The sequence below is a fragment of the Mycolicibacterium confluentis genome, assembly GCF_010729895.1.
GTDB classification, from domain to species: domain Bacteria; phylum Actinomycetota; class Actinomycetes; order Mycobacteriales; family Mycobacteriaceae; genus Mycobacterium; species Mycobacterium confluentis.
In genome coordinates this window covers 4,025,181-4,050,428 of sequence record NZ_AP022612.1, presented here as the reverse complement: position 1 = coordinate 4,050,428, position 25,248 = coordinate 4,025,181, and the positions used below count along the sequence as shown (strand labels likewise).

The window sequence follows — 25,248 nt, the reverse complement described above, 5'->3', positions numbered from 1 at the left end:
CGCCCTCACGGGGAGGCGGAGGGCGCGTGGATGAGCTGAAGACCATGACCTATGAGGTCACCGATCGGGTCGCGCGGATCACGTTCAACCGGCCCGAGCGGGGCAACGCTATCGTCGCCGACACCCCGGCCGAGTTGGCCGCGCTGGTCGAACGCGCCGACCTCGACCCGACAGTGCACGTGATCCTGGTGTCCGGGCGTGGCGGGGGGTTCTGCGCGGGTTTCGACCTGGGCGCCTACGCCGACGGGTCGTCGTCGGCGGGCGGCGGCGGCGACCGCCGTGGCACGGTGCTCGACGGGAGGACCCAGGCAGTCAACCACCTGCCCGATCAGCCCTGGGACCCGATGATCGACTACCAGATGATGAGCCGGTTCGTCCGGGGCTTCGCGAGCCTCATGCACGCCGACAAGCCGACCGTGGTCAAAATTCACGGCTACTGCATCGCCGGCGGCACGGACATCGCACTGCACGCCGACCAGGTGATCGCGGCCGCCGACGCCAAGATCGGGTACCCGCCGATGCGGGTGTGGGGTGTGCCCGCCGCCGGCCTGTGGGCACACCGACTCGGTGACCAGCGCGCCAAACGCCTGCTGTTCACGGGCGACTGCATCACGGGCGCACAGGCCGCCGAATGGGGGCTCGCGGTCGAGGCGCCCGAACCCGAGGACCTTGACGAGCGCACCGAGCGACTCCTCCAGCGGATCGCCTCGATGCCCGTGAATCAGCTGATCATGGCGAAACTGGCCTGCAACACCGCACTTCTGAACCAGGGCGTGGCGACCTCGCAGATGATCAGCACGGTGTTCGACGGGATCGCTCGGCACACCCCGGAGGGGCACGCCTTCGTCGCCGACGCCACCGCGCACGGGTTCCGCGAGGCCGTGCGGCACCGCGATGAACCGCGCGGTGACCACGGCAGGCGCGCGTCGGGGGTGTGAGATGCCGACGCTGAGGCGGCTGACCGCCCGCTCGGTCGTGCTGTCGGTGCTGCTCGGTGCGCATCCCGCATGGGCGTCGGCAGCCGAATTAGTCCGGCTGACAGCCGATTTCGACATCAAGGAGTCGGCGCTGCGGGTCGCGTTGACGCGCATGGTGAGCGCGGGTGACCTGGTGCGCTCGGCCGACGGGTACCGGCTCTCGGACCGGCTCCTGGCGCGTCAGCGCCGCCAGGACGACGCCGTGCATCCCCGGCTGCGGGCATGGGACGGGTCCTGGGTGATGTTGGTGATCACGACCGTGGGCATCGACGCCAGGGATCGCTCCACTCTGCGGAAGGCGCTGCAGGACAGTCGATTCGCCGAACTTCGCGAGGGCGTCTGGCTGCGCCCGGACAACCTCGAGGCCGACCTGCCCGACGAGGTGCGCTCAGTGGTGCGGGTGTTCGGTGTGCGGGAGTCCGCGCCCGAGACGCTGGTGGCGCAGTTGTGGGACCTTGACGCGTGGGCCGCGGCGGCCCGGGATCTGCTGGCGACGCTGGCCGACGCGGGGGAGATGTCGGGGCGGTTCGTGGCGGCCGCGGGCATCGTGCGCCACCTGCTCACCGACCCGGTGCTGCCCGCAGAGTTGCTGCCCGAGGGTTGGCCGGCCGACGAACTGCGCCGCGCCTACACCGATTTCGCCGACGAGCTTGTCGCCCGTCGCGACCCGATCAACCAACTCCAGGAGGCGAACCGATGAGTGGTGGAGTGCGCGTCGAACGCGACGGCCCGGTGACCACGGTCATCATGAATCGGCCCGGGGCCCGCAATGCGGTCAACGGGCCCGCTGCCGCCGAACTCGTCGCGGCGTTCGAGGAGTTCGACTCCGACGCGTCCGCCTCGGTGGCGGTGTTGTGGGGCGACGGCGGAACCTTCTGCGCGGGAGCCGATCTGTTGGCCTTCGGCACGTCGGAGGTCAACCAGACCCACCGCACCGGTCCCGGTCCGATGGGCCCGACACGCATGGTGCTGTCCAAACCGGTGATCGCCGCGGTGAGCGGCTACGCCGTGGCCGGTGGTCTGGAGTTGGCGCTGTGGTGCGATCTGCGGGTGGCCGAAGAGGACGCGGTCTTCGGCGTCTTCTGCCGGCGCTGGGGTGTGCCGCTCATCGACGGCGGCACTGTGCGGCTGCCCAGACTGATCGGGCACAGCCGCGCGATGGACCTGATCCTGACCGGTCGCGCGGTCGACGCGCAGGAAGCCCACGCCATCGGGCTGGCCAACCGCGTGGTGCCCACGGGTCAGGCGCGCGCGGCGGCCGAAGAGTTGGCCGCCGAACTCGCCGCGCTGCCGCAACGGTGTCTGCGGGCCGACCGCGCATCGGCGTTGGGACAGTGGGGCCTGTCCGAGGCGGAGGCGATCGACGCCGAGTTCGCCAGCCTGTCTTACGTGGCCGAGGAGTCGCTGGCGGGCGCCAGGCGCTTCGCCGACGGCGCAGGCCGGCATGGGCAGAAGGCCTGACCGAAAGCCTGCGTCAGGCCCGTCGGATGTCGTTGCCCGTGCCGCTGGCGGTGATCTCGGGCTCGCCGTTCTCGTAGAGGACGGTGTTGTTCAGGCCTGTGACGACGATCGAGTCGGCGATGTCGGTGACCCGCAGGCGGTTGTCGGCGCCGGATATCGTGACCGAGGAGCACGTCCCCGTGACCGTCAGGATGTTGTTGGAACCTGAGACGTCCAGTGGGCGTCGGTCGCCGCAGTCGATGTCGGCCTTGGTACCGAACGAGCTGTAGTGCAGAGTGCGGCCGAAGCCGGTGGGTGCGCTGACTCCCGAGGTCTGGGTGGTTGCGGCAGGCTCGTCCGAGCCGCAGCCGATCAGGCCGAGTGCAAGTGCGGGGATGGCCCCGACGATGAGGACGACTGGGCGGCGCACCGGACTCAGGCGGGCACCCGATCCACACGGTTGGTCATGCCCAGTTCCCGGCCGCGGTCGACCAGGGCGGGATTGCCGGTCTTGAACAGCGCGGTCTGGTCGAACCCATACACCGTGATGTCGTTGACGACGTTGTCGGCGATGACGGTGTTGCTCGAGCCCTGCATCGTGATCGCCCAGCAGCTGCCCAGGGCCGTGATGATGTTGTTGGCGCCGTTGATGAAGAGCGTCGCGTCCTGGCAGTCGACGGTCTGCACGACCCCGACCCCGATGATGTGGGTGTCGTTGAACTTGGCCTGCGCCGCCGGCGACACCGCGATTCCCGCGGCCGTCACAACGGCAGTGGCGGCCAGGGCGCCGATCGTCCAGTTCGTCCTCTTCACCTTCTGGTGCCTCCCGCGTCGGTGGTGTCCCGTGGGGGAGAGACTACGTCCCCGGGACACTGTCTGGACAGGGACCGCGCGGGATCGGCGTCTGCGCCGTCCGGTCAACTAGAGTTCATCGCTGACCGTCGTCCCTCAACTGCACCAGGCAAGGAACCTCATGGCCGCACGACCTGACTCACCCGAGGCGGGTGCGCGGTCGCGCGCCGGGGGCCGAGCGCCTGCGAGGTCGACGAAACTGAGCCGCGACGTGATCGTCAACGCGGCGCTGACCTTCCTCGACCGGGAGGGCTGGGACGCGCTGACCATCAACGCGCTGGCCAATCACCTCGGGACCAAGGGGCCGTCGCTCTACAACCACGTCGACAGCCTCGACGATCTGCGCCGCACCGTGCGCATGCGCGTCATCGGCGACATCATCGGGATGCTCAACACCGTGGGGGAGGGTCGCACGCGCGATGACGCCGTCATGGTGATGGCCGGCGCCTACCGCAGCTATGCGCACCATCACCCGGGCCGCTACTCGGCGTTCACCCGGATGCCCTTCGGCGACGACGACCCCGAGTACTCGGCCGCCACCAAGGATGCGGCCGCACCGGTCATCGCGGTGCTGGAGTCCTACGGGCTCAAGGGTGAGGACGCCTTCTATGCCGCGCTCGAGTTCTGGTCGGCCATGCACGGATTCGTGTTGTTGGAGATGACCGGTGTGATGGACGACGTCGACACGGACGCCGTCTTCTCGGATATGGTCGTACGACTGACGACGGGCCTGACACACCGAAGCTAGTTGACCTGCGAATAGACCGCTCAGGCGCAGGTTTTGTTGGGCTGCTCAGTGCTGGTATTGTGGTAGCTCGTGCCTGGCCTACGCGGGTGCACGCGGCGCTGAATACGAGCTAGCGTGCCCACACGCCGGGCCAATTCGCATGTGTAAGTTTCGCATCGACACCTCGATGCGAGTGCGTGCGACACGCCCGGGCGCGGGGGACGTGACCGAGGTATAACCGCAGTACACAGACCTAGCAGTAACCAAGAAGCACGGAAGCAACACAGAAAGCCGGTACATGCCAACCATCAACCAGCTGGTCCGCAAGGGTCGCACCGACAAGATTGCCAAGGTGAAGACCGCGGCCCTGAAGGGCAGCCCTCAGCGTCGCGGCGTGTGCACCCGCGTGTACACCACGACCCCGAAGAAGCCGAACTCGGCGCTTCGCAAGGTCGCCCGCGTCAGGCTGACCAGCGCGGTCGAGGTCACCGCCTACATCCCCGGTGAGGGCCACAACCTGCAGGAGCACTCGATGGTGCTGGTGCGTGGTGGTCGTGTGAAGGACCTGCCGGGTGTGCGTTACAAGATCATCCGCGGCTCGCTGGACACCCAGGGTGTCAAGAACCGCAAGCAGGCACGCAGCCGTTACGGCGCCAAGAAGGAGAAGAGCTAATGCCGCGCAAGGGCCCCGCGCCGAAGCGTCCGCTGGTCAACGACCCGGTGTACGGGTCGCAGCTTGTGACCCAGCTGGTCAACAAGGTTCTGCTGGACGGGAAGAAGTCCCTGGCCGAGCGCATTGTCTACGGTGCGCTGGAGCAGGCTCGCGAGAAGACCGGCACCGATCCGGTCGTCACCCTCAAGCGCGCCCTTGACAACGTCAAGCCGGCCCTCGAGGTCCGCAGCCGCCGCGTCGGTGGCGCCACCTACCAGGTGCCGGTCGAGGTGCGCCCGGAGCGCTCCACCACGCTGGCGCTGCGCTGGCTGGTGAGCTTCTCCAAGGCCCGCCGCGAGAAGACCATGGTCGAGCGTCTCGCCAACGAGATCCTCGACGCCAGCAATGGCCTGGGTGCCGCCGTCAAGCGGCGCGAGGACACCCACAAGATGGCCGAGGCGAACCGGGCCTTCGCGCACTACCGCTGGTGATTTCGGTGCCGGCGGTGGGCAACCGCCGTCGGCGCCAGCGCACCACTTAACCACTTGAGCGAAAGAACGGGATCTCACCGTGGCACAAGACGTGCTCACCGACCTGACCAAGGTCCGCAACATCGGCATCATGGCGCACATCGACGCCGGCAAGACGACGACGACCGAGCGCATCCTCTTCTACACGGGTGTCAACTACAAGATCGGTGAAACGCACGACGGTGCGTCCACCACCGACTGGATGGAACAGGAGCAGGAGCGGGGTATCACCATCACCTCCGCTGCCGTCACGTGCTTCTGGAACAACAACCAGATCAACATCATCGACACCCCCGGTCACGTCGACTTCACCGTCGAGGTGGAGCGTTCGCTGCGCGTGCTCGATGGCGCCGTTGCCGTGTTCGACGGCAAGGAGGGCGTGGAGCCGCAGTCCGAGCAGGTGTGGCGCCAGGCCGACAAGTACGACGTGCCGCGTATCTGCTTCGTCAACAAGATGGACAAGCTGGGTGCGGACTTCTACTTCACCGTGCAGACCATCAAGGACCGCCTCGGTGCCAAGCCGCTGGTCATCCAGCTGCCGATCGGCGCCGAGAACGACTTCGAGGGCATCATCGACCTGGTCGAGATGAACGCGAAGGTCTGGCGCGGCGAGACCAAGATGGGCGAGCAGTACGAGACCGTCGAGATCCCCGCCGATCTGGCCGACAAGGCCGAGCAGTACCGCAATGAGCTGCTCGAGGTCGTCGCCGAGACCGACGATGCGCTGATGGAGAAGTTCTTCGGTGGCGAGGAACTGTCGATCGACGAGATCAAGGGCGCGATCCGCAAGCTGACCGTCAACAGCGAGATCTACCCGGTGCTGTGCGGCAGCGCGTTCAAGAACAAGGGCGTGCAGCCCATGCTGGACGCGGTCATCGACTACCTGCCGTCGCCGCTGGACGTCGAATCCGTGCAGGGCCACGTGCCCGGCAAGGAGGACGAGGTCATCAGCCGGAAGCCGTCGGTCGACGAGCCGTTCTCGGCGTTGGCGTTCAAGATCGCCGTGCACCCGTTCTTCGGCAAGCTCACCTACGTGCGCGTCTACTCGGGCAAGGTCGAGTCCGGTGCCCAGGTGGTCAACTCGACCAAGGGCAAGAAGGAGCGGCTGGGCAAGCTGTTCCAGATGCACGCCAACAAGGAGAACCCGGTCGAGCGGGCGTCCGCCGGTCACATCTACGCCGTGATCGGTCTCAAGGACACCACCACCGGCGACACCCTGTGCGATCCCAACAACCAGGTCGTGCTCGAGTCGATGACCTTCCCGGATCCGGTGATCCAGGTGGCGATCGAGCCCAAGACCAAGAGCGACCAGGAGAAGCTGGGCACGGCGATCCAGAAGCTCGCCGAAGAGGATCCCACCTTCAAGGTGCACCTGGACCAGGACACCGGCCAGACCGTCATCGGCGGCATGGGCGAGCTGCACCTGGACATCCTGGTGGACCGCATGCGCCGCGAATTCAAGGTCGAGGCCAACGTCGGCAAGCCGCAGGTGGCCTACCGCGAGACCATCAAGCGCGCAGTCCAGAACATCGAGTTCACCCACAAGAAGCAGACGGGTGGCTCGGGCCAGTTCGCGAAGGTCCTCATCAACCTCGAGCCGTTCGTCGGCGAGGACGGTGCGACCTACGAGTTCGAGAACAAGGTCACCGGTGGCCGTATCCCGCGCGAGTACATCCCCTCGGTGGATGCGGGCTGCCAGGACGCCATGCAGTACGGCGTGTTGGCCGGCTACCCGCTGGTGAACGTGAAGGTCACGCTGCTCGACGGCGCCTACCACGACGTCGACTCGTCTGAAATGGCCTTCAAGATCGCCGGTTCTCAGGTCATGAAGAAGGCAGCAGGACAGGCCCAGCCGGTCATCCTGGAGCCGATCATGGCCGTCGAGGTCATCACCCCCGAGGACTACATGGGTGACGTGATCGGCGACCTGAACTCCCGCCGTGGCCAGATCCAGGCCATGGAGGAGCGCAGCGGTGCGCGCGTCGTCAAGGCGCAGGTGCCGCTGTCGGAGATGTTCGGCTACGTCGGCGACCTTCGGTCGAAGACTCAGGGCCGGGCCAACTACTCCATGGTGTTCGACTCGTACGCCGAAGTTCCGGCGAACGTGTCGAAGGAGATCATCGCTAAGGCGACTGGCGAATAGTCGCGGACGCGACGGGCGAGTAATCCTGCCCTACGGTCTTCACGGACCACACAACTGAAGAAATACACACTGCTTTAACCAAAGCACCAACTAGTCCAGGAGGACACAGAAGTGGCGAAGGCGAAGTTCGAGCGGACGAAGCCGCACGTCAACATCGGGACCATCGGTCACGTTGACCACGGCAAGACCACGCTGACTGCAGCAATCACCAAGGTTCTGCATGACAAGTACCCGGCGTTGAACGAGTCGCGCGCATTCGACCAGATCGACAATGCGCCCGAGGAGCGTCAGCGCGGTATCACGATCAACATCTCCCACGTGGAGTACCAGACCGAGAAGCGCCACTACGCACACGTGGACGCCCCCGGTCACGCTGACTACATCAAGAACATGATCACCGGTGCCGCCCAGATGGACGGCGCAATCCTGGTGGTCGCCGCCACCGACGGCCCGATGCCGCAGACCCGCGAGCACGTGCTGCTCGCCCGCCAGGTCGGCGTGCCCTACATCCTGGTCGCGCTGAACAAGGCCGACATGGTCGACGACGAGGAGCTCATCGAGCTCGTCGAGATGGAGGTCCGCGAACTGCTGGCCGCCCAGGACTTCGACGAGGACGCCCCGGTCATCAAGGTGTCGGCGCTGAAGGCACTCGAGGGTGACCCGAAGTGGGTCAAGTCCGTCGAGGATCTGATGGATGCGGTCGACGAGTCGATCCCGGACCCGGTCCGCGAGACCGACAAGCCGTTCCTGATGCCCGTCGAGGACGTCTTCACCATCACCGGCCGTGGCACCGTGGTCACCGGTCGCGTCGAGCGTGGCGTGATCAACGTGAACGAGGAAGTCGAGATCGTCGGCATCCGTCCCACCACGACCAAGACCACCGTCACCGGTGTCGAGATGTTCCGCAAGCTGCTCGATCAGGGCCAGGCTGGCGACAACGTCGGTCTGCTGGTGCGCGGTATCAAGCGTGAGGACGTCGAGCGTGGCCAGGTTGTGGTCAAGCCCGGCACCACCACCCCGCACACCGACTTCGAGGGCAGCGTCTACATCCTGTCCAAGGACGAGGGCGGCCGCCACACGCCGTTCTTCAACAACTACCGCCCGCAGTTCTACTTCCGTACCACGGACGTGACCGGCGTGGTGACTCTCCCCGAGGGCACCGAGATGGTGATGCCCGGTGACAACACCGACATCTCCGTGAAGCTGATCCAGCCCGTCGCCATGGACGAGGGTCTGCGGTTCGCGATCCGCGAAGGTGGCCGCACCGTCGGCGCCGGCCGGGTCACCAAGATCATCAAGTAGGCTCCGCCTACGGGATCATCTAAGTGATTTCGCCTCGGCGAATCTGATCTGACGGAAGTCCCCCATTTCCCACGGGAAATGGGGGACTTCTGTATTCGCACCTGCATTAGTCTTGCGCGAGGATCCATCGGGGGAAGGATGTCCGCGAATGCTGGTGCGCTATCTCAAGGCTCAGGGCATGGTGCTTCTCTGCGGTGGTCTTGTGGGCCCGATCTTTTTGGCGATGTACTTCGCCCTGGGTGCCGACCCCCTGCTGAAATGGATGTTCTGGACCGGTCTGGTGGTCACGGCCCTCGATGTGCTGGCCGCCCTGTGGCTGGCCAACTACGGCGCCAATGCCGCGGCCAAGGCGAGCCTGCTGGAACAGCACGGCACCCTGGCGCTCGCGCGCATCGTCGGCATGACCGAAACCGGTACGCGCATCAACGATCGACCGCTGGTGAAGCTGACCCTGCAGGTCGAGGCGCCCGGTATTGCACCCTTCACCGCCGAGGACAGGGTGATCGGGTCCATCGATCGGCTGCCGATGCTGACCTCGCGCCACCTCGCGGTCCTGGTCGAACCCGGCACGCAGAATCTCCAGATCGACTGGAACCGAAGCGCTTTGGTCAGCGGTGTGGTGCCCGCGCAGTTCACGCTCGACGAGGACGGCCGCACCTATGACCTGTCCGGGCAGGCCGGTCCGCTGATGGAGATCATGAAGATCCTCAAGGACAACGGAGTTCCGATGTCCTCCACCATCGACATCCGCTCCACTCCGGCCGTGCGCCGGCAGGTGATGGCCGTCGTGCGCGGTGCGGTCGCGCCCCAGCAGTCCACCCCGGACCCCGCGCCCGCGGGAGCGCCGTTGGGTGCCCCGCCGGTGCTGGCGCCCCCGCCGCCGTCGACCGCCGAGCGACTGCAACAGCTTGAGACCCTGCGCGCCACGGGCGCGATCTCCGACGCTGAGTACACCGCGAAACGCCAGCAGATCCTCGCCGAACTGTGAACGGCTCCCACCAACTATTCAACTGACCTAATGGTAAATAAGGCGTGTCGGCTCCTCGATCCTGATAACGTCCGCCACGGCCGGGTTTTCGGCGTGGGGGCGGGGGGATCGACGTGTCAGGCGCGCAGGATGTGCGGTCGCTCAAGTCCCCGTCGCTGCTCGACGCCCTGATTTCACTGCGCGGTGGCGCGTTCATGAGCGCGGTGCTGGGGGTCTCGACGGTGGCGTATCTGCCGTTCGCGCCCTTCAACATCTTCAGCCCGGCACTCAGTGTCACGGGATTCAGAATCATTGCCGCGCAGCCTGTTCCAGATTCAGAAGGGGCATGATGAGCACCACCGAGGCTCAGGACACGGCCAACAAGGTCAGCCTCCCGACCCTGACCGCCATGGTCATTGGATCGATGATCGGATCCGGGGTCTTCCTGCTGCCCCGTCGCTTCGCGATCGAGGCCGGGGTGGCCGGTGCCCTGATCGCGTGGACCATCGCGGGCGCCGGAATGCTGATGCTGGCCTTCGTCTTCCAGCGGTTGGCCACCCGCAAGCCCGACCTGGACGCCGGCATCTTCGCCTATGCCAAGGCGGGTTTCGGCGATTACGTGGGATTCAACTCGGCGTTCGGATTCTGGGCCTCGGCGTGTGCGGGCAACACGTCCTACTGGGTGCTCATCATGGCCACGCTGGGTTCGCTGTTCCCGGCGCTTTTTCCGGCCCTGGGTGACGGATCGACCGTCATCGCGGTGGTGATCTCCTCGATCGGGGTGTGGCTGTTCTTCTATCTGATCCTGCGCGGTGTCAAGGAGGCCGCGGTCATCAACCGGATCGCGACCTGGGCCAAGATCGTCCCGATCATCATGTTCATCCTGCTCGTGGGCATCGGATTCAAGGCCGACGTGTTCACCGGCAACTTCTGGGGTGGCGACGGAAGCTACTCGTGGGCCTCGCTCTTCGAACAGGCCAAGGGCACCATGCTGATCACGGTGTTCGTGTTCCTGGGCATCGAGGGTGCCAGCGTGTACTCCCGGTTCGCCCGCAAGCGCTCCGACGTGGGACGTGCCACGGTGATCGGCTTCCTGGCCGTGCTGTCGGTGTTCATGCTGGTGACAATGTCGTCTTACGGCGTGATGTCGCAGTCGGAGTTGGCCGAGACGTCGCAACCGTCGATGGCCTCGGTGCTGGAGTCCGTCGTCGGCCCGTGGGGGTCGGTGCTGATCCGACTCGGTGTGATCCTGTCGGTGCTGGGCGCGTATCTGGCCTGGACACTGATGGCCGCCGAGATCCTCTACATCCCAGCCAAATCCGATGATATGCCGCGCTTCCTGGCGCGCGAGAACGCCAACGGCGCACCGGTGAACGCGCTGATGATGGCGGGCGGTCTGGTGCAACTGCTGCTGATCCTGCTGCTGTTCTCCGACAACGCACTGGATTTCATGCTGGACCTGACCGCGGCGCTGGCGCTGATCCCATATCTGCTGGCCGCCGGATATGCCTTGAAGCTGACCATCACCCGTGAGACCTACGAGGACCGGCGCGCACTGGTTCCGGACATGATCATCGCCGCGATCGCGACGTTCTACACCCTGTTCCTGGTGTATGCGGCAGGCTGGGACCACCTGTTGCTGTCCTGCATCCTCTATGCGCCTGGTGCGCTGCTGTATTGGATGGCGCGGAGGCAGCGTGGGCTGCGGGTGTTCCGTCCGGCCGAACTGCTGCTGTTCCTGGTGATCGTCGCCGGCGCGATCGGCGGGGTGTACGGCCTGGTGTCCGGTTCCATCCAGATCTAGAGAGGACGACTTATGAGCAGACCGTCCGACACCTATGGTGTCCACTCCGAAGTCGGCAAGTTGCGCAGGGTTCTGGTGTGCTCACCGGGATTGGCGCATGAGCGGCTCACCCCGACGAACTGCGACGACCTGCTGTTCGACGACGTGCTCTGGGTGCAGAACGCCAGACGCGACCACTTCGACTTCATGGACAAGATGCGCGACCGCGACGTCGAGGTCATCGAACTGCACGACCTGCTGACGGAGACCATGGAGATCCCCGAGGCCAGGGACTGGCTGCTGGACCGCAAGATCGTGCCCAATGAGGTGGGGTTGGGTCTGGTCGACGAGACCCGTGCGTTCCTCGACGAACTGGTGCCACGGCGCCTCACCGAGTTCCTGATCGGCGGGATGTCCACGAGGGACCTGCCGCCCGACCTGGGCCGGGGATACCGCGCACTGGCCCGCGAGGACACCGGGGTCACCGAATACCTCATGCCGCCCCTGCCCAACACGCTTTACACCCGCGACACCACCTGCTGGATCTACGGCGGCCTGACCCTGAACCCGCTGTTCTGGCCCGCGCGGCACGACGAAACCCTGCTGATGAAGGCCATCTACGAGTTCCACCCGGACTTCGTCGGCTCCTCGGTGTGGTGGGGTGACCCCGAGAAGAACTGGGGGCTGGCGACTTTCGAGGGCGGCGACGTCCTGATCCCGGGCAACGGGGTGGTGCTCATCGGGATGAGCGAGCGCACGTCGCGCCAGGCCATCACGCAGGTGGCCGCCGAACTGTTCGCGAACAACGTCGCCGACAAGGTGATCGTGGCAGGCATGCCGAAACTTCGTGCAGCGATGCACCTGGACACGGTGTTCACCTTCGCCGACCGGGACGTGGTGACGGTGTACCCCCAGATCGTCGACAACATCGCGCCGTTCACGCTGGTGCCCGACGACGCCGAACCAGGTGTCGCGGTCATCGAGGAGAACAAGCCGTTCGTGGAGGTCGTGGCCGCGGCCCTGGATCTGGCGGAACTGCGCGTCGTGGAGACCGGTGGCACCAAGTACGACTCCGAGCGTCAGCAGTGGGACAGCGGCAACAACCTGGTGGCTGTCGAACCTGGCGTGGTCTTCGCCTATGACCGCAACATCCACACCAACTCGCTGCTGCGCAAGGCCGGCATCGAGGTGATCACGATCGTGGGCGCCGAACTGGGCCGCGGTCGCGGCGGCGGGCACTGCATGACCTGCCCGATCATCCGTGATCCGCTGTCCTGAGCGAACCTGGAACACGTTCTAGTTCGGCTGCTAGCCTGGGCTCGCAAGTCGTCGAGGAAAGGACCTCCGGAATGCCCACGGAACCGCTGCTGGGACGCGTGGCTTTGGTGACCGGCGCCGCCCGGGGTCAGGGTCGGGCGCACGCCGTCCGGCTGGCCGCCGAAGGTGCCGACATCATCGCCATCGACATCTGCGGACCGGTGTCCGACACCGTCACCTACCCGATGCCGACCTCGGAGGACCTCGCCGAGACCGTCCGTCTCGTCGAGGCCGCGGGCCGCAAGGTGCTGGCGCGCGAGGTGGACATCCGCGACCTCGCCGCGCAGCAGCAGGTGGTCGCCGACGGCGTCGAACAGTTCGGCCGCCTCGACATCATCGTCGCCAATGCGGGCATCCTCAGCTGGGGCCGGATCTGGGAGATGTCCGAAGAGCAGTGGGACACCGTGATCGACGTCAACCTCAACGGGACGTGGCGCACCCTCCGGGCCGCACTGCCCGCGATGATCGAGGCGGGCAACGGCGGGTCGATCATCGTCGTCAGCTCCTCGGCGGGGCTCAAGGCCACCCCGGGCAACGCGCACTATGCGGCGTCGAAGCACGGCCTGGTGGCGCTGACCAATGCGCTGGCCATCGAGGCCGGCGAGTTCGGCATCCGGGTCAACTCGATCCACCCGTACTCGATCGACACGCCCATGATCGAGCCGGAGGCCATGGGCGAGATCTTCGGCAAGTACCCCCAGTTCCTGCACAGCTTCGCGCCTATGCCGTTCAAACCCGTTGCGCGCGACCCCAAGTTGGGTCTGCAGGAGTTCATGTCGCCCGAGGAGGTCGCCGACGTGGTGGCCTGGCTGGCTGGTGACACGTCGATGTCCATCTCCGGGTCACAGATCGCCGTGGACCGCGGCGTGATGAAGCACTGAGGCTCAGGCCGGCAGCACCAGCACTGGCACCGGACTGTGCCGGATGATCTTGGCGCCGTGTGACCCCAGGAAGACACCCTTGAAGCTGCGCCGCGAGCTGGTGCCCAGCGTCAACAGGTCACCGTCGTCCCACTCGGTGGCGTCCAGCGCCTGATCCCAGCCGTTGCCGGTGACCACCTGCAGTTCGACGTCATCGCCGACGACGTTGTCGGACTTGAGTTTTGCGGTCAGCTCCCGCAGTCGCGCGGCCCAGGTGTCCAGCAGTGAGTCCTCGGCGTGCAGCCCGACCTCGGGCGGGAACATCGTGCGCCCTCGGATGGCGAAACTGACCACGCGCATCGCGACGTCGAGATTCGCCGTCAACTCCGCGACCCGCTCAACCACCCGGATGGACTCGGTGGTGCCGGAGTAGGCGCACGTGATGCGCCGCAACCGGCCCGCGCGCGACCCGCGGTAACCGCGCGGGCTGATCGCCACGGGAACCGGCGAGGCGTGCAGTAGCCAGTCCGTCGTGGAACCCAACACCACCTGGCCGTGCGCGCCGCTGGACGACGACCCGACGACCATGACGTCGGGATCGGTGCGTTCGGCAGCCTCGAGAAGTCCGTCACCGGCGGTGCGGCTGGGCACCGACAGGTGGCTGATCGTGATGCCCTCGGCGATGGTGGCCAGGTGGGCGCGGGCCTCGCGTTCGGAGTCGGTGCCCAACTGCTGTGCGTAGGTGGCGAATTCGGCGTCGATCCGCGCGGGCGACGGTGTGGTCCACGGCTTGGGCACCACGGCCGCCACCACCAGGTCGGTGTGCAGCGTTCGCGCGGCCTCGACGGCGAGGTTCAGTGGAGCGTGCCCGCATTTGCCAGCGAGATAGCCGACCAGAACGGTCACTTCGCGTCCTCCGCGCCGGGCGCCGCGGTGGCGATGACGCCGTCGCCACCGTCGACCAGGGCGCTGTGACGGCGGCCCCACACCAGGTAGAAGATCAGCACCGCACCAACCCACAACGAGAACCACAGCCAGGTGATCCGCGGCAGGCCGTACAGCACGAAAAGGCACGCGGCCACCGACAGCACGGGTGTCACCGGGTAACCGGGGACCCGGAACCCGCGCGGAAGGTCGGGTTCGCGCCTTCGCAGGATGATCACGCCGATCGAGACGACGATGAACGCGACCAGTGTGCCGATCGACACCAGATCCCAGAGGTAGTCCAGCGGAACGAACCCCGCCAGCAGGCCGGTGACCGTCCCCACGATGACGGTGTTGGACACCGGCGTCATGGTTCGGGGGTTGACCCGCGCGAACCGGGACGGCAGCAGTCCATCGCGGCCCATCGCGAACAGGATGCGGGTCTGCCCGTACATCACCACCAGGGTCACGGAGAAGATCGAGATCACCGCGCCCAGCGCCAGGATGTTGCTGGCCCAGGTCTGCCCGCCCAGGATGTTGCGCAGGATCACCGACAGCCCGGCCTCGGACTGTTCGGCGGAACCGAAGTCGTCGGCGTCCTGTGTACCCAGACCGGCGAAGGCCACCAGCAGATAGACGGTGGTGACCACGAAGAGTGCGCCGATGATCGCAATCGGCATGGTCTTCTGCGGATTCTTGACCTCGTCACCCGCGGTGGACACCGCGTCCAGGCCGATGAACGTGAAGAAGATGGTGGCCGCACCCATGGTGATGCCCTCGAAGCCCTTGTCCCAGAAGCCCTCGAAGTGGTCGGTGGTGAACGCCGTGAACGCGATGGCCACAAACAGCGCCAACACCCCGAGCTTGATGAGCACCATGACTGTGTTGACCGCGGCCGACTCGCTGGCCCCGCGGATCAGCAACAGCGCACACATCAGGATCAGGATCATGGCCGGCAGGTTGACCAGTCCCGGATCCTCGCCGAATGGGGCCGCGGTCAACGCATGCGGGATTCGAAACCCGAACACGTTGTTGAGCAGTTCGTTGAGGTAACCGCTCCACCCGACCGAGGTGGCCGATGTCGACACGCCGTATTCGAGCAGGAGGCAGGCCGCGACGCCCATCGCGACGACTTCGCCCATGGTGGTGTAGGCGTAGGAGTAGGTCGACCCCGAGACCGGCACCGCCGACGCCATCTCCGCGTAGCAGAGCGCCGACAGGCCGGCCGCCACACCGGCGAGCACGAAGGACACAAGCACCGCGGGTCCGGCCTTGGGGACGGCCTCCTGCAGCACGATGAAGATTCCGGTGCCGACCGTCGCCCCGACGCCGAACATCATCAGCTGGAATGTGCCGATGCTGCGTTTCAGATGGTCGGAGGCACCGTGCGCGACGGGCGCGCCGACGACGGGTCTGCGCCGCAGCATCTGTTGCGCGAGGGTCGCCGGCGGTGACGTCATGGTGCCTCCTGGTGTGCGCCTACACTGCTCGATTCGGTTGTCGTACTGCGGCATCGGCCAACACGGCCGCGAACTGTTCGGTTGCCCAGTCGATCTCGTCGGCGGTGATCACCAGGGGAGGGGCGAACCGCAGCGTGGAACCGTGGGTGTCCTTGACCAGCACCCGGCGTGCGGCAAGCGCGAGGCTGATCTGCTTGCCGCTGCCCAGCGCGGGGTCGACGTCGACGCCCGCCCACAGGCCAAGGCCCCGCACTTCGCGCACACCGTGCCCGAGCAGCGCCCGCAGGCGGGTGTGCAGACGGGTGCCGAGTTCTTCCGAGCGGGCCTGGAATTCGCCGGTCGCCAGCATCGAGACCACCGTGGTGCCGATCGCCGCGGCCAAGGGGTTGCCGCCGAAGGTCGACCCATGCTCGCCCGGATGCAGGACACCCAGGACGTCGGCGTCGGCCACCACCGCCGACACGGGCACCACACCGCCGCCGAGGGCCTTGCCCAGCAGGTACACGTCGGGCACCACATCCCAGTGGTCGCACGCGAATGTGCGCCCGGTGCGAGCCAGGCCGGACTGGATCTCGTCGGCGATCAGCAGGACATTGCGCCGCGTGCAGATCTCGCGCACCCGGGGCAGGAAGTCGGCCGGCGGCACGATGATCCCGGCCTCACCCTGGATGGGTTCGAGCAGCACCGCGACGGTGTTGTCGTCTACTGCGGCCGCGACCGCGTCGGCGTCCCCGAACGGTACGGCCCGGAACCCCGGGGTGAACGGCCCGAACCCGCCGCGCGCGAGCGGATCGGAGGAGAAGCTCACGATGCTGATGGTCCGACCGTGGAAGTTGTTGTGCGCGACGACGATGTTGGCCGCATCCGCGGCCACGCCCTTGACGTCGACACCCCATTTGCGGGCCACCTTGATGCCGGTCTCGACGGCCTCGGCGCCGCTGTTCATCGGCAGCACCATCTCCTTGCCGCACAGTTCGGCCAACGCCGCGCAGAACGGGCCCAGGCGATCGGAGTGGAACGCGCGGCTCACCAGCGTCACGGCGTCGAGTTGGGCGCGTGCGGCGGCGGTGATCCGCGGATGGCGGTGCCCGAAGTTCACCGCGGAATACGCGGCCAGACAGTCCAGGTGTCGGCGGCCGTCGACGTCGGTGATCCAGGCGCCCTCGGCCGAGGCCGCCACGACGGGCAGCGGGGAGTAGTTGTGCGCGGTGTGGCGCGCCTCCACCTCGATCGCGGCGCGGGTGGCGGCGCTGGGCTCAGTGCCCGCCGTCTCCGTCACGTCATCCAGGATGGTCACGGATACACCTCCAGAGTGCAGCATTTCACGGATCCGCCACCTTTGAGCAGCTCTGAGAGATCTGCTCCGATGGGGACGAAGCCCGCGGCGCGAAGCTGCGCCGCGAACCCGGTGGCGGCGGCGGGATGGACGACATGGCGACCGTCGGAGACCGCGTTGAGGCCCAGCACATAGGCGTCGGCGGTGGCGACTTCGATCGCGGTCGGGAACAGCGCGAGCAGGCGGGCACGGGATGCGGTCGTGAACGCCGGCGGGTAGTAGGCGATCGTGGTGTCGTCGAGCACCGCCAGCGCGGTGTCGAGGTGGTAGAACCGCGGATCGGTGAGTTCGAGGGTGACCACCGGCAGACCGACCGCCGCCGCGATCTCGGCGTGGGCGGCCTCGTCGGTGCGAAAACCGGTGCCCGCCAGGATGGTCGCGCCGACCACCAGCAGATCGCCCTGGCCCTCGTTGGTGTGCTGGGTGGTGATCGGCGGGTATCCGCGGGCCGTCATCCAGTCGGCGTAGGCGCGTGCCTCGTCCGCTCGCTGGTGGAACTTGAAGCGGGCCACCACCGCTCGGTCATTGACGATCAACCCGCCATTGGCGGCATAGACCATGTCGGGAAGTCCAGGTGCGGGGTCGACGAGCTCCACCGAGTGCCCGAGATCGAGATAGATCTGCCGCAGGCAGTTCCACTGCGCGAGTGCGAGGTCGGTGTCCACCGGGGTGCTGGTGTCCATCCAGGGGTTGATGGCGTACTCCACCGCGAAATGGGTGGGCGGTGTCATGGCGTACCGCCGCACCCGCGCGGTGCGGACAGTCGTCGGCTCGGAGTGGGTGGCGATCGCGGCGGGGAAGGCGTCGGAAATCGTCATGAATCGATGGTATTGAGGGCCGATGATGCAATCAATCAACGAATATTGCGCGTAGGCGTACGATCTGTTGTGCAAATGGGCGCCTGGAGGCGATCTGTTGCGCATGAGGAGGGAATGGATGTCTGTGGACCGTTTGGACGAAACCGACGAGCAGATCCTGACCGAACTCGCCGAGCACGCCCGGGCCACCTACGCCGAGATCGGTGAGCGGGTCAACCTGTCGGCACCGGCCGTCAAACGTCGGGTGGACCGCATGCTCGACGCGGGCGTGATCCGCGGCTTCACCACGGTGATCGACCGCAATGCGCTCGGCTGGACCACCGAGGCCTATGTGCAGGTCTACTGCCACGGCACCATCGCGCCCGACGAGTTGCGCCGCGCCTGGGTCGACATCCCGGAGGTGGTCAGCGCCGCGACCGTGACCGGGACCTCGGATGCGATCCTGCATGTGCTGGCGCGCGATATGCGCCACCTGGAGACCGCGCTGGAACGCATCCGCTCCAGCGCCGACATCGAACGCAGCGAGAGCATCGTGGTGCTGTCGAACATCATCGACAGGGCCCGCTGGTCACAGTGACAGCCCGGGGTGGCAGTCCCAAGATCAAGACAATCGTGTAAGAACAGTCCTCGTGAGCACCGAGAAGATCGTTATCGTCGGCGGCGGTTTGGCCGCATCCCGGACGGCAGAGCAGTTGCGTCGCGCGGAGTTCGCAGGGGACATCGTCATCGTCAGTGACGAGGTTCATCTGCCCTATGACCGCCCGCCGCTGTCCAAGGATGTGCTGCACAAAGACGATCACGACCTCGCCGAGGTCACGCTCAAGCCGCGCGAGTTCTACGACGAGAACAACATCACGCTGCGACTGGGCTCGGCGGCCACGGGCGTCGACACCGCCGCCAAGACCGTGACGCTGGCCGACGGCAGCACCGTCGAGTACGACGAGCTCATCGTGACCACGGGTCTGGTGCCCAAGCGGATCCCGTCGTTCCCGGATCTCGAGGGTATTCACGTCCTGCGCAACTACGACGAGAGCCAGAAGCTGCGCACCCAGGCCGCGACGGCCCGCCGCGCGGTGATCATCGGCGCTGGCTTCATCGGCTGCGAGGTCGCGGCCAGCCTGCGCAAGCGGGGCGTCGAGGTCGTGCTGGTCGAGCCCCAGCCCGAACCGCTGGCTTCGGTGCTCGGCACCCAGATCGGTGCGCTGGTGACCCGCCTGCACCGCGCCGAGGGCGTGGACGTGCGCACCGGCGTCGGCGTCTCCGGCGTGGCCGGCGAGAACGCGGTGCAGCAGGTGACGCTGTCGGACGGCACCGAGGTCGAGGCCGACCTCGTGGTGGTCGGCATCGGCTCGCGGCCCGCCACCGACTGGCTGGACGGCAGCGGCATCGAGATCGACAACGGCATCGTGTGCGACAACGTCGGACGTACCAGCACGCCGCACGTGTGGGCACTCGGTGACGTGGCCTCCTGGAAGGACGCCACGGGACACCAAGCCCGCGTGGAGCATTGGAGCAATGTCGCCGAGCAGGCCCGCGTTCTGGTGCCCGTGCTGCTGGGCAAGGAACCGCCCGAGGCCGTCGTCGTGCCCTACTTCTGGAGCGATCAGTACGACGTCAAGATCCAGTGCCTGGGCGAACCCGAGGCCGACGACATCGTGCACATTGTTGAGGATGACGGCCGAAAGTTCCTCGCCTACTACGAGCGCGACGGCGTGGTGGCCGGCGTGGTCGGCGGCGGCATGCCCGGCAAGGTCATGAAGGTGCGGGCCAAGATCGCCGCGGGCGCACCGATCTCCGACGTCCTGGGCTGACCCGCCGCGAGCGTGCATGTCGCCGGCCGACACGCCGTGCTCAGCCCGTGATCTGCGCACGCTCGCGGGCAAGTTCTTTCAGAACTCGCCGAGGTAAAACCGTGCGCCCTGGTCGTCGGTGCACTCGGCCATCCGACCGTAGGGCTGCGGCGTCGGCTCCTGCAGAATTGAGCCCCCGGCCTCCCGCACTCTCGTGACGGCGTCGTCGATGTCGGCGACGGTCCACATGGGCACCGTCGTGACCTGCGCGCTGCCGCCCGCGACACCGGCCATGGGCTGGGTGCCGTCGATCTGCCAGCCGTCGTCGATGCGGCCTGGTTGGTACGACCAGAACAGCACCCGGGAGTAGAACGATCGGAACGCCGCTGAATCGGCGACCTCGTAGGTGATGTACGAAAGCTCGCCGGGCCCAGTGCCGTTCAGCGCCGGGCGCGGTGTACCGCGGGTGGGGGTGAACACCGCGAACGGGGTGCCCTGCGGGTCGGTGGCGTCGAGCACCGTGCCGAAGTCGTACTCCCGCACCGTGCCCGGTGTGCCGCCCCCCGCCCTGATCGACTCGCGGGCGCCGTCGAGATCGGTGACGGCGTAGCAGCAGAACAGCGTGCTGGGTCCGTCCACCTCGAAGATCCCGATCGGTGCTTCGGTGTTGGTGACCTGACGGGTGGTCGGGTCATAGGTCCAGCCGAGCACGTGACCGTAGAACGCCGCGGCGCGCGCCGCGTCCGGCGTCCACACCGACACATAGCCGACGTCGCCGTGCTGGATGGGTGTGGCGGCGCCGGTCAACGGGCCGGTCAGCATCCAGCGATGACCGAACGGGTCCACGATGCTGGCGCTGCGCGAACCGTAGTTCTCGTACGGCTCTCGTTCGACGTGCGCACCGTGCTCGCGGGCGCGCGCCAGTGCGGCGTCGGTGTCGTCGACGTCGAGCATCAGGCTCACCGACACCGCACCCGGGGTTGGTGCGCGCAGGCCGATCTCGGGGTACTCGTCGGCCAGGTAGAGCACGCCGCCGGCCAGGGCCAGTTCGGCATGCCCGATGCGGCCGTCGGCCATCACCACGGGGTCGCCGGTGACGCGGGCGCCCAGGGCGTCGACATACCAGCGCAGGGCCGCGCGCGCGTCGCCGACCGTCAGGTAGGGCAGGGCCGCGGGTCGCGGGCGCTCGCCGGTGGTTGCGGTGGTTCCGGTGGTGAGGTCCTCGAGCGCAGATGTGGTGCCGCTCATGATGACTCCTTCCGTTCCAGTGGGCAGTGACAGGGCCGACTCGAGTCGCCGGCGCAGGCGCGCGGCGAACTCCGGGTCGGGGGACACCGGAAGGTCGCCGCCGTGCAGCACGCTCAATGGGTCGTGGTCGAACGGGCTCATGACGTTCCTCCTTCCGGGTATTGGGCTTCCGGGTATTGGGCTCTGAAGGCCCGCCTCGCGCGGACCAGCAGGGCTTCGGTGGCGTGCACGGTGCGTCCGAGCGCATCGGCGCACTCGGGCACCGAGCGGTCGTCCAGATATCGCAGGGCCAGGACGGCGCGGTGCGGCTCGGACAACCGGGCCAGCACGCTCTCGGCGACGATGCGGTCCAGTTCGGCGTCCCAGTGGTCGTCACCCGGTGGTTCGGGCGGTTCGGCCACCGGGGTGGTGAACCGGTCCATCCCGCGCCGGTAGTGGTCGGCCAACTTGTGTCGCGCCACACCGAGCAGCCACGGCAGGCCGATCGGCGGCGGATCCTTCCTGCGGGCGGCGTCCATCGCCGCCAGGAAGGTCTCCGACGTCAGGTCTTCGCACGTTCCGCGGTCACCGCAGCGCCGGACGAAGTAGCCGTAGATCACCGGCAGGGCCTCGTCGTACAGCGCCAACAGTGCGTGCGGAGCGTCCGGTCGATCCGATTCGGCGCTCACACCCTCATCGTCGCCGCGGGGACCGAAACTCCGACGCCCTTTCTCGGACTTTTTCTTCGCGAGCGTGCATGTCTCCGCCGGACACGCCGCGCTCGGGCCGTGTTCTGCGCACGCTCGCGGAGTTGTCCACAGGCCGGATCCGGGTGAATACGACGATCGACGTCGCGCCCGCACTCTCCTGGCATGGATGAGGCGCTTGATCGACTGTTCGCATCGCAGGGTGGTGTCGCCCACACAGGTCAGCTGAGGGCTGTGGTCGGCAGAGCCCGGTTCGAGTCGGGTGTGGCCTCCGGACTGTTCGTGCCGGTGTGGACGGGAGTGTATGCGCGCGGCGAGATCGACAACCACCTTCGGCTGGCCGGCCTGGATCTGCGCGCAGGTGAACCCGTCGCGATCTGTCTCGGGACCGCCGCTGCCGCATACGGTTTCGACACCGAGGACAATCGGGATCTGCACGTGCTCACCCCGCGGGGCCATCAGCTGCGCTCCAGCGACGGGCTCGTGGTGCATCGGCGTGAGGGGGCGCCGCTGGCGACGGTCGACGGCAGACCCGCCACCGCGCCGGCATGGACAGCGATCGAGGTCGCGCGATCACTGCGCCGTCCGCGGGCGCTGGCCACACTGGACGCTGCGCTGCGCAGCAGCACATGCGGCCGTGCCGATCTGTTGCGTGCCGCGAAACTGCAGGCGGGCCGGCGTCGGATCGTCAGAGTGCGCAAACTGTTGGAGCTGGCCTCACCCCTGGCCGAGTCCGCCATGGAGAGCGAATCCCGCCTCGTCATGCATGACAGAGGGCTGCCCGCCCCCGTTCTCCAGTACGAGGTCGTCGACCTTCACGGGAACCTGTGGCGCCTGGACTTCGCCTGGCCCGAGCAGAAGGTGGCGGTTGAGTACGACGGTTTCGCGTGGCACAGCAACCCCGAGGCGTTCCGCCGTGATCGCCGCAAACGGGCCGCGCTGGAGGAGATGAAGTGGACGCTGTTGTCCGTCGTCGACGTCGATGTGCGGCGGACCCCGGACGTGATGGTGCACCGCATCGCCGCCGCATTGGCGGCTGCGGCGGCGTGAGCGTGCGCAGAACACGGTGCTGACGCGGCGTGTCGGGCGCAGACATGCACGCTCGCGGGGAAGGGCTCTCAGATCCCGGTGGCCACCACGTCGAAGGCCGCACCGAGTGCGTCGAGCAGGGAGACCGATTCGTCGGCCAGCCACTGCCCATAGGCCGACAGCGCGACCCCGAGCATGGTCCAGGCCACGGTCTCAGGCACCAGATCGGTGGTCTTGGCGTCAGTGCGGGCCGCCACGAAGTCGGCGATGACCTCCCGCCAGCCCGCGTACATGGTCATCGAATATGCCTGCAGCTCATCGGTTTCCAGGATCACGCGCATCCGCTCGCGGTGGTGCACCTCCTCAGCCGCGTCGAAGGTGTTGAACGCCAACAGTGCCGAGCGCAGCGCCGCCCCCAGGGGTTCCGAGTCGTCGATGTCGGCGAGCAGATCGCGGAACTGCCGCAGGTGGGTGTCGAAATCCCCCCACAGGATCGCGCTCTTGGACGCGTAGTAGCGGAACAGGGTGCGTCGGGCGATGCCCGCGGCCTGCGCGACGTCGTCGACGCTGACGGCGTCGAAGCCGTGCGCGCTGAACAGCTCGATCGCGACCTCCGCGATGTGATCGCGGGTGGTGGAACGCCGCCGTCCGACGCGTGGCGCGTCGGGTTGATCGTCGCGCATGTCCACCCTCCTTCGACCCATCTCTAGCGTTTAGGCACCCGATGCCATATTGTGTTCCGCACAGACCCGAGGTGTCGAGTCTCACACAACGAAAGGTGAACACCATGGAACAGGATCAGCAGGTCGTCGCCGGCGAGGCCCTCGTCACGGAGAGCCTGGTCGAAGAGGTCTCCATCGACGGCATGTGCGGCGTCTACTGACATGACGAACTCGCCGGCCGCGATCGCTGACGGCATCGACCGCGCCAGTCGGTTCGATGCTGATCGCGGCTGGCGGCTTCATCCCCAGGTCGCGGTGCGCCCGGAACCCTTCGGCGCGCTGCTCTACCACTTCGGCACCCGCAAGCTGTCGTTCCTGAAGAACCGCACGGTGCTCGAACTGGTCCAGTCCCTGGACACTCATCCCGACGTGCGCAGCGCCTGCCGCGCCGTCGGCATCGACGACTCGGCCCAACAGCCGTACCTGCACGCCCTTGCGGTACTGGCCGAATCGAAAATGCTTGAACCCCAACCCAAGACTTCGGAGGACCGGTGACGTCAGTCGCGCCCGTGCCCAGACTCGTCGACCAGTTCGAACGCGGTCTGGATGCACCGATCTGCTTGACGTGGGAGTTGACCTACGCCTGCAACCTCGCCTGTGTGCACTGCCTGTCCTCGTCGGGCAAGCGAGACCCCCGCGAGCTGTCCACGCAACAGTGCAAGGACATCATCGACGAGCTCGAACGCATGCAGGTGTTCTACGTCAACATCGGCGGCGGTGAGCCCACGGTCCGGTCGGACTTCTGGGAACTCGTCGACTACGCCACCGAGCACCACGTCGGGGTCAAGTTCTCCACCAACGGCGTGCGCATCACGCCCGAGGTGGCGGCCAAGCTCGCAGCCAGCGACTACGTCGACGTCCAGATCTCCCTCGACGGCGCCAACGCCGAGGTCAACGACGCGGTTCGCGGCCCCGGCTCGTTCGCGATGGCCGTCCGCGCGCTCGAGAACCTCTCCGCGGCAGGCTTTTCCGACGCCAAGATCTCCGTCGTGGTCACCCGCCACAACGTCGACCAGCTCGACGACTTCAAGGCGCTCGCCGACCGGTACGGCGCCACGCTGCGTATCACTCGCCTGCGCCCCTCGGGCCGCGGCGCCGACGTCTGGGATGAACTGCACCCCACCCCCGCGCAGCAGGTGCAGCTCTACGACTGGCTGGTCGCGCGCGGCGATCGCGTCCTGACCGGCGACTCGTTCTTCCACCTGTCCGGCCTCGGTGAGCCCGGCGCCCTGGCGGGCCTGAACCTGTGCGGTGCGGGCCGAGTGGTGTGCCTGATCGACCCGGTGGGCGACGTCTACGCGTGCCCGTTCGCCATCCACGACCGGTTCCTGGCCGGAAATGTGGTGTCCGACGGAGGTTTTGACACCGTCTGGAAGCATGCGCCGCTGTTCCGCGAACTGCGCGAACCGCAGTCGGCGGGAGCCTGCTCAAGCTGCGGCCACTTCGACGCATGCCGCGGCGGCTGCATGGCCGCCAAGTTCTTCACGGGCCTGCCCATGGACGGACCTGATCCGGAATGCGTCCAGGGTTACGGCGAATCGGCGCTGTCGGCCGACCGCACCGTGCCCAAATCCAGCGTCGACCATTCCCGCACCGGGAACCGGAAGACGCCGGCGGGTCCCATCCCGCTGACCCTGCTCACTGTCCCGCCCAAGAAATTCTGCAACGAAAGTCCCCTCTGATCT

At 67.0% G+C, this 25,248-nt stretch carries 28 protein-coding genes; 19 read left to right on the top strand and 9 right to left on the bottom strand.

Annotated features, from left to right (window positions below; translation table 11 throughout):
• Nucleotides 1–26: 26 nt before the first annotated feature.
• Genes G6N34_RS19130 through G6N34_RS19120 form a run of 3 tightly spaced genes read left to right on the top strand, consistent with a single transcriptional unit; the run spans nucleotide 27 to nucleotide 2,438 of the window.
• Nucleotides 27–938 (top strand): crotonase/enoyl-CoA hydratase family protein, encoded by a 912-nt coding sequence (locus tag G6N34_RS19130; RefSeq protein WP_085149720.1) that lies wholly within the window; start codon nucleotides 27–29, stop codon nucleotides 936–938.
• Nucleotide 939: 1 nt separating this feature from the next.
• Nucleotides 940–1,677 (top strand): PaaX family transcriptional regulator C-terminal domain-containing protein, encoded by a 738-nt coding sequence (locus G6N34_RS19125; protein WP_085149718.1) that lies wholly within the window; start codon nucleotides 940–942, stop codon nucleotides 1,675–1,677.
• Entirely contained in the window at nucleotides 1,674–2,438 is a 765-nt protein-coding gene (locus G6N34_RS19120) for a crotonase/enoyl-CoA hydratase family protein (protein ID WP_085149716.1), read from the top strand. Before G6N34_RS19125 ends, G6N34_RS19120 begins: the two co-directional genes overlap by 4 nt.
• Before the next feature lie 13 nt (nucleotides 2,439–2,451).
• Here the strand turns inward: G6N34_RS19120 and G6N34_RS19115 are convergent, their stop codons facing one another.
• Both G6N34_RS19115 and G6N34_RS19110 read right to left on the bottom strand, forming a co-directional pair.
• Nucleotides 2,452–2,847, bottom strand: a complete 396-nt coding sequence (locus tag G6N34_RS19115; protein ID WP_179965775.1) for a DUF3060 domain-containing protein — start codon at nucleotides 2,845–2,847, stop codon at nucleotides 2,452–2,454.
• A gap of 5 nt (nucleotides 2,848–2,852) precedes the next feature.
• Nucleotides 2,853–3,230: a DUF3060 domain-containing protein gene (locus tag G6N34_RS19110; RefSeq protein ID WP_109788313.1), complete on the bottom strand. Its 378-nt coding sequence runs from the start codon at nucleotides 3,228–3,230 to the stop codon at nucleotides 2,853–2,855.
• 160 nt (nucleotides 3,231–3,390) lie between these two features.
• Between G6N34_RS19110 and G6N34_RS19105 the strand changes: the two genes are divergently transcribed.
• The 10 genes from G6N34_RS19105 to G6N34_RS19060 all read left to right on the top strand — a co-directional run bounded on the left by G6N34_RS19105 (nucleotide 3,391) and on the right by G6N34_RS19060 (nucleotide 13,571).
• The gene (locus G6N34_RS19105) at nucleotides 3,391–4,017 is read left to right on the top strand and encodes a TetR/AcrR family transcriptional regulator (protein WP_085149713.1); all 627 of its coding nucleotides are present in this window, start codon (nucleotides 3,391–3,393) and stop codon (nucleotides 4,015–4,017) included.
• A gap of 277 nt (nucleotides 4,018–4,294) precedes the next feature.
• A complete protein-coding gene (gene rpsL / locus G6N34_RS19100) occupies nucleotides 4,295–4,669 on the top strand; it encodes a 30S ribosomal protein S12 (RefSeq protein WP_068245964.1) in 375 nt (124 codons plus the stop codon).
• Nucleotides 4,669–5,139: a 30S ribosomal protein S7 gene (gene rpsG / locus G6N34_RS19095; protein ID WP_085149711.1), complete on the top strand. Its 471-nt coding sequence runs from the start codon at nucleotides 4,669–4,671 to the stop codon at nucleotides 5,137–5,139. Before rpsL ends, rpsG begins: the two co-directional genes overlap by 1 nt.
• 79 nt (nucleotides 5,140–5,218) lie before the next feature.
• Complete coding sequence (gene fusA, locus G6N34_RS19090) at nucleotides 5,219–7,321, top strand: elongation factor G (RefSeq protein ID WP_085149709.1); 2,103 nt, start codon at nucleotides 5,219–5,221, stop codon at nucleotides 7,319–7,321.
• Between the two features lie 111 nt (nucleotides 7,322–7,432).
• Entirely contained in the window at nucleotides 7,433–8,623 is a 1,191-nt protein-coding gene (gene tuf / locus G6N34_RS19085; protein WP_085149707.1) for an elongation factor Tu, read from the top strand.
• Nucleotides 8,624–8,771: 148 nt separating this feature from the next.
• Nucleotides 8,772–9,611 (top strand): SHOCT domain-containing protein, encoded by an 840-nt coding sequence (locus tag G6N34_RS19080; protein WP_085149705.1) that lies wholly within the window; start codon nucleotides 8,772–8,774, stop codon nucleotides 9,609–9,611.
• A 113-nt stretch (nucleotides 9,612–9,724) separates the two neighbouring features.
• Nucleotides 9,725–9,940, top strand: a complete 216-nt coding sequence (locus G6N34_RS19075) for a hypothetical protein (protein WP_085149703.1) — start codon at nucleotides 9,725–9,727, stop codon at nucleotides 9,938–9,940.
• On the top strand, nucleotides 9,937–11,394 hold the full coding sequence (locus G6N34_RS19070) for a basic amino acid/polyamine antiporter (RefSeq protein ID WP_085149701.1): 1,458 nt from the start codon (nucleotides 9,937–9,939) through the stop codon (nucleotides 11,392–11,394). Before G6N34_RS19075 ends, G6N34_RS19070 begins: the two co-directional genes overlap by 4 nt.
• 12 nt (nucleotides 11,395–11,406) lie before the next feature.
• Nucleotides 11,407–12,651 carry an arginine deiminase gene (locus tag G6N34_RS19065; RefSeq protein ID WP_085149699.1) on the top strand — a complete coding sequence of 415 codons (1,245 nt, stop codon included), beginning with the start codon at nucleotides 11,407–11,409 and terminating at the stop codon, nucleotides 12,649–12,651.
• Between the two features lie 71 nt (nucleotides 12,652–12,722).
• Nucleotides 12,723–13,571 carry a mycofactocin-coupled SDR family oxidoreductase gene (locus G6N34_RS19060; RefSeq protein ID WP_085149697.1) on the top strand — a complete coding sequence of 283 codons (849 nt, stop codon included), beginning with the start codon at nucleotides 12,723–12,725 and terminating at the stop codon, nucleotides 13,569–13,571.
• 3 nt (nucleotides 13,572–13,574) lie between these two features.
• On the opposite strand, the gene G6N34_RS19055 is transcribed toward G6N34_RS19060, so the two are convergent.
• Genes G6N34_RS19055 through ddaH form a run of 4 tightly spaced genes read right to left on the bottom strand, consistent with a single transcriptional unit; the run spans nucleotide 13,575 to nucleotide 18,088 of the window.
• Nucleotides 13,575–14,456 carry a universal stress protein gene (locus G6N34_RS19055; RefSeq protein WP_085149694.1) on the bottom strand — a complete coding sequence of 294 codons (882 nt, stop codon included), beginning with the start codon at nucleotides 14,454–14,456 and terminating at the stop codon, nucleotides 13,575–13,577.
• Nucleotides 14,453–15,934 (bottom strand): amino acid permease, encoded by a 1,482-nt coding sequence (locus tag G6N34_RS19050; protein WP_085149691.1) that lies wholly within the window; start codon nucleotides 15,932–15,934, stop codon nucleotides 14,453–14,455. The genes G6N34_RS19055 and G6N34_RS19050 overlap by 4 nt, the downstream gene beginning before the upstream one ends.
• A 19-nt stretch (nucleotides 15,935–15,953) precedes the next feature.
• Nucleotides 15,954–17,231, bottom strand: a complete 1,278-nt coding sequence (gene rocD, locus G6N34_RS19045) for an ornithine--oxo-acid transaminase (protein WP_407663238.1) — start codon at nucleotides 17,229–17,231, stop codon at nucleotides 15,954–15,956.
• Nucleotides 17,228–18,088, bottom strand: coding sequence for a dimethylargininase (gene ddaH, locus G6N34_RS19040; RefSeq protein WP_085149685.1), 861 nt, complete (start codon nucleotides 18,086–18,088; stop codon nucleotides 17,228–17,230). The genes rocD and ddaH overlap by 4 nt, the downstream gene beginning before the upstream one ends.
• A gap of 124 nt (nucleotides 18,089–18,212) precedes the next feature.
• On the opposite strand from ddaH, the gene G6N34_RS19035 reads away from it, so the two are divergent.
• Nucleotides 18,213–18,665 carry an Rv2324 family transcriptional regulator gene (locus tag G6N34_RS19035; RefSeq protein ID WP_085149682.1) on the top strand — a complete coding sequence of 151 codons (453 nt, stop codon included), beginning with the start codon at nucleotides 18,213–18,215 and terminating at the stop codon, nucleotides 18,663–18,665.
• A gap of 52 nt (nucleotides 18,666–18,717) precedes the next feature.
• Entirely contained in the window at nucleotides 18,718–19,899 is a 1,182-nt protein-coding gene (locus G6N34_RS19030) for an NAD(P)/FAD-dependent oxidoreductase (protein WP_085149679.1), read from the top strand.
• A gap of 78 nt (nucleotides 19,900–19,977) precedes the next feature.
• Here the strand turns inward: G6N34_RS19030 and G6N34_RS19025 are convergent, their stop codons facing one another.
• Nucleotides 19,978–21,267 (bottom strand): VOC family protein, encoded by a 1,290-nt coding sequence (locus G6N34_RS19025; RefSeq protein WP_085149677.1) that lies wholly within the window; start codon nucleotides 21,265–21,267, stop codon nucleotides 19,978–19,980.
• A complete protein-coding gene (locus G6N34_RS19020) occupies nucleotides 21,264–21,794 on the bottom strand; it encodes an RNA polymerase sigma factor (RefSeq protein WP_085149674.1) in 531 nt (176 codons plus the stop codon). Before G6N34_RS19020 ends, G6N34_RS19025 begins: the two co-directional genes overlap by 4 nt.
• A gap of 183 nt (nucleotides 21,795–21,977) precedes the next feature.
• On the opposite strand from G6N34_RS19020, the gene G6N34_RS19015 reads away from it, so the two are divergent.
• The gene (locus G6N34_RS19015) at nucleotides 21,978–22,862 is read left to right on the top strand and encodes a type IV toxin-antitoxin system AbiEi family antitoxin (protein ID WP_085149671.1); all 885 of its coding nucleotides are present in this window, start codon (nucleotides 21,978–21,980) and stop codon (nucleotides 22,860–22,862) included.
• A 68-nt stretch (nucleotides 22,863–22,930) separates the two neighbouring features.
• Here the strand turns inward: G6N34_RS19015 and mftR are convergent, their stop codons facing one another.
• Complete coding sequence (gene mftR / locus G6N34_RS19010) at nucleotides 22,931–23,524, bottom strand: mycofactocin system transcriptional regulator MftR (protein ID WP_085149668.1); 594 nt, start codon at nucleotides 23,522–23,524, stop codon at nucleotides 22,931–22,933.
• A gap of 104 nt (nucleotides 23,525–23,628) precedes the next feature.
• On the opposite strand from mftR, the gene mftA reads away from it, so the two are divergent.
• The 3 genes from mftA to mftC are packed head-to-tail and all read left to right on the top strand — an operon-like array spanning nucleotide 23,629 to nucleotide 25,245.
• A complete protein-coding gene (mftA, locus tag G6N34_RS19005) occupies nucleotides 23,629–23,724 on the top strand; it encodes a mycofactocin precursor MftA (RefSeq protein ID WP_109788312.1) in 96 nt (31 codons plus the stop codon).
• Between the two features lies 1 nt (nucleotide 23,725).
• A complete protein-coding gene (gene mftB / locus G6N34_RS19000; protein ID WP_085149663.1) occupies nucleotides 23,726–24,058 on the top strand; it encodes a mycofactocin biosynthesis chaperone MftB in 333 nt (110 codons plus the stop codon).
• Entirely contained in the window at nucleotides 24,055–25,245 is a 1,191-nt protein-coding gene (gene mftC / locus G6N34_RS18995) for a mycofactocin radical SAM maturase (RefSeq protein ID WP_085149660.1), read from the top strand. The genes mftB and mftC overlap by 4 nt, the downstream gene beginning before the upstream one ends.
• The last annotated feature ends 3 nt before the right edge of the window (nucleotides 25,246–25,248 follow it).

Bases quoted from the DNA above. Each gene is read 5' to 3' on its own strand.
- G6N34_RS19125 (WP_085149718.1), top strand. From the start codon at position 940: ATGCCGACGCTGAGGCGGCTGACCGCCCGCTCGGTCGTGCTGTCGGTG.
- G6N34_RS19120 (WP_085149716.1), top strand. From the start codon at position 1,674: ATGAGTGGTGGAGTGCGCGTCGAACGCGACGGCCCGGTGACCACGGTC.
- G6N34_RS19105 (WP_085149713.1), top strand. From the start codon at position 3,391: ATGGCCGCACGACCTGACTCACCCGAGGCGGGTGCGCGGTCGCGCGCC.
- rpsL (WP_068245964.1), top strand. From the start codon at position 4,295: ATGCCAACCATCAACCAGCTGGTCCGCAAGGGTCGCACCGACAAGATT.
- rpsG (WP_085149711.1), top strand. From the start codon at position 4,669: ATGCCGCGCAAGGGCCCCGCGCCGAAGCGTCCGCTGGTCAACGACCCG.
- G6N34_RS19080 (WP_085149705.1), top strand. From the start codon at position 8,772: ATGCTGGTGCGCTATCTCAAGGCTCAGGGCATGGTGCTTCTCTGCGGT.
- G6N34_RS19070 (WP_085149701.1), top strand. From the start codon at position 9,937: ATGATGAGCACCACCGAGGCTCAGGACACGGCCAACAAGGTCAGCCTC.
- G6N34_RS19065 (WP_085149699.1), top strand. From the start codon at position 11,407: ATGAGCAGACCGTCCGACACCTATGGTGTCCACTCCGAAGTCGGCAAG.
- G6N34_RS19060 (WP_085149697.1), top strand. From the start codon at position 12,723: ATGCCCACGGAACCGCTGCTGGGACGCGTGGCTTTGGTGACCGGCGCC.
- G6N34_RS19050 (WP_085149691.1), bottom strand. From the start codon at position 15,934: ATGACGTCACCGCCGGCGACCCTCGCGCAACAGATGCTGCGGCGCAGA.
- ddaH (WP_085149685.1), bottom strand. From the start codon at position 18,088: ATGACGATTTCCGACGCCTTCCCCGCCGCGATCGCCACCCACTCCGAG.
- G6N34_RS19025 (WP_085149677.1), bottom strand. From the start codon at position 21,267: ATGAGCCCGTTCGACCACGACCCATTGAGCGTGCTGCACGGCGGCGAC.
- G6N34_RS19015 (WP_085149671.1), top strand. From the start codon at position 21,978: ATGGATGAGGCGCTTGATCGACTGTTCGCATCGCAGGGTGGTGTCGCC.
- mftR (WP_085149668.1), bottom strand. From the start codon at position 23,524: ATGCGCGACGATCAACCCGACGCGCCACGCGTCGGACGGCGGCGTTCC.
- mftA (WP_109788312.1), top strand. From the start codon at position 23,629: ATGGAACAGGATCAGCAGGTCGTCGCCGGCGAGGCCCTCGTCACGGAG.
- mftB (WP_085149663.1), top strand. From the start codon at position 23,726: ATGACGAACTCGCCGGCCGCGATCGCTGACGGCATCGACCGCGCCAGT.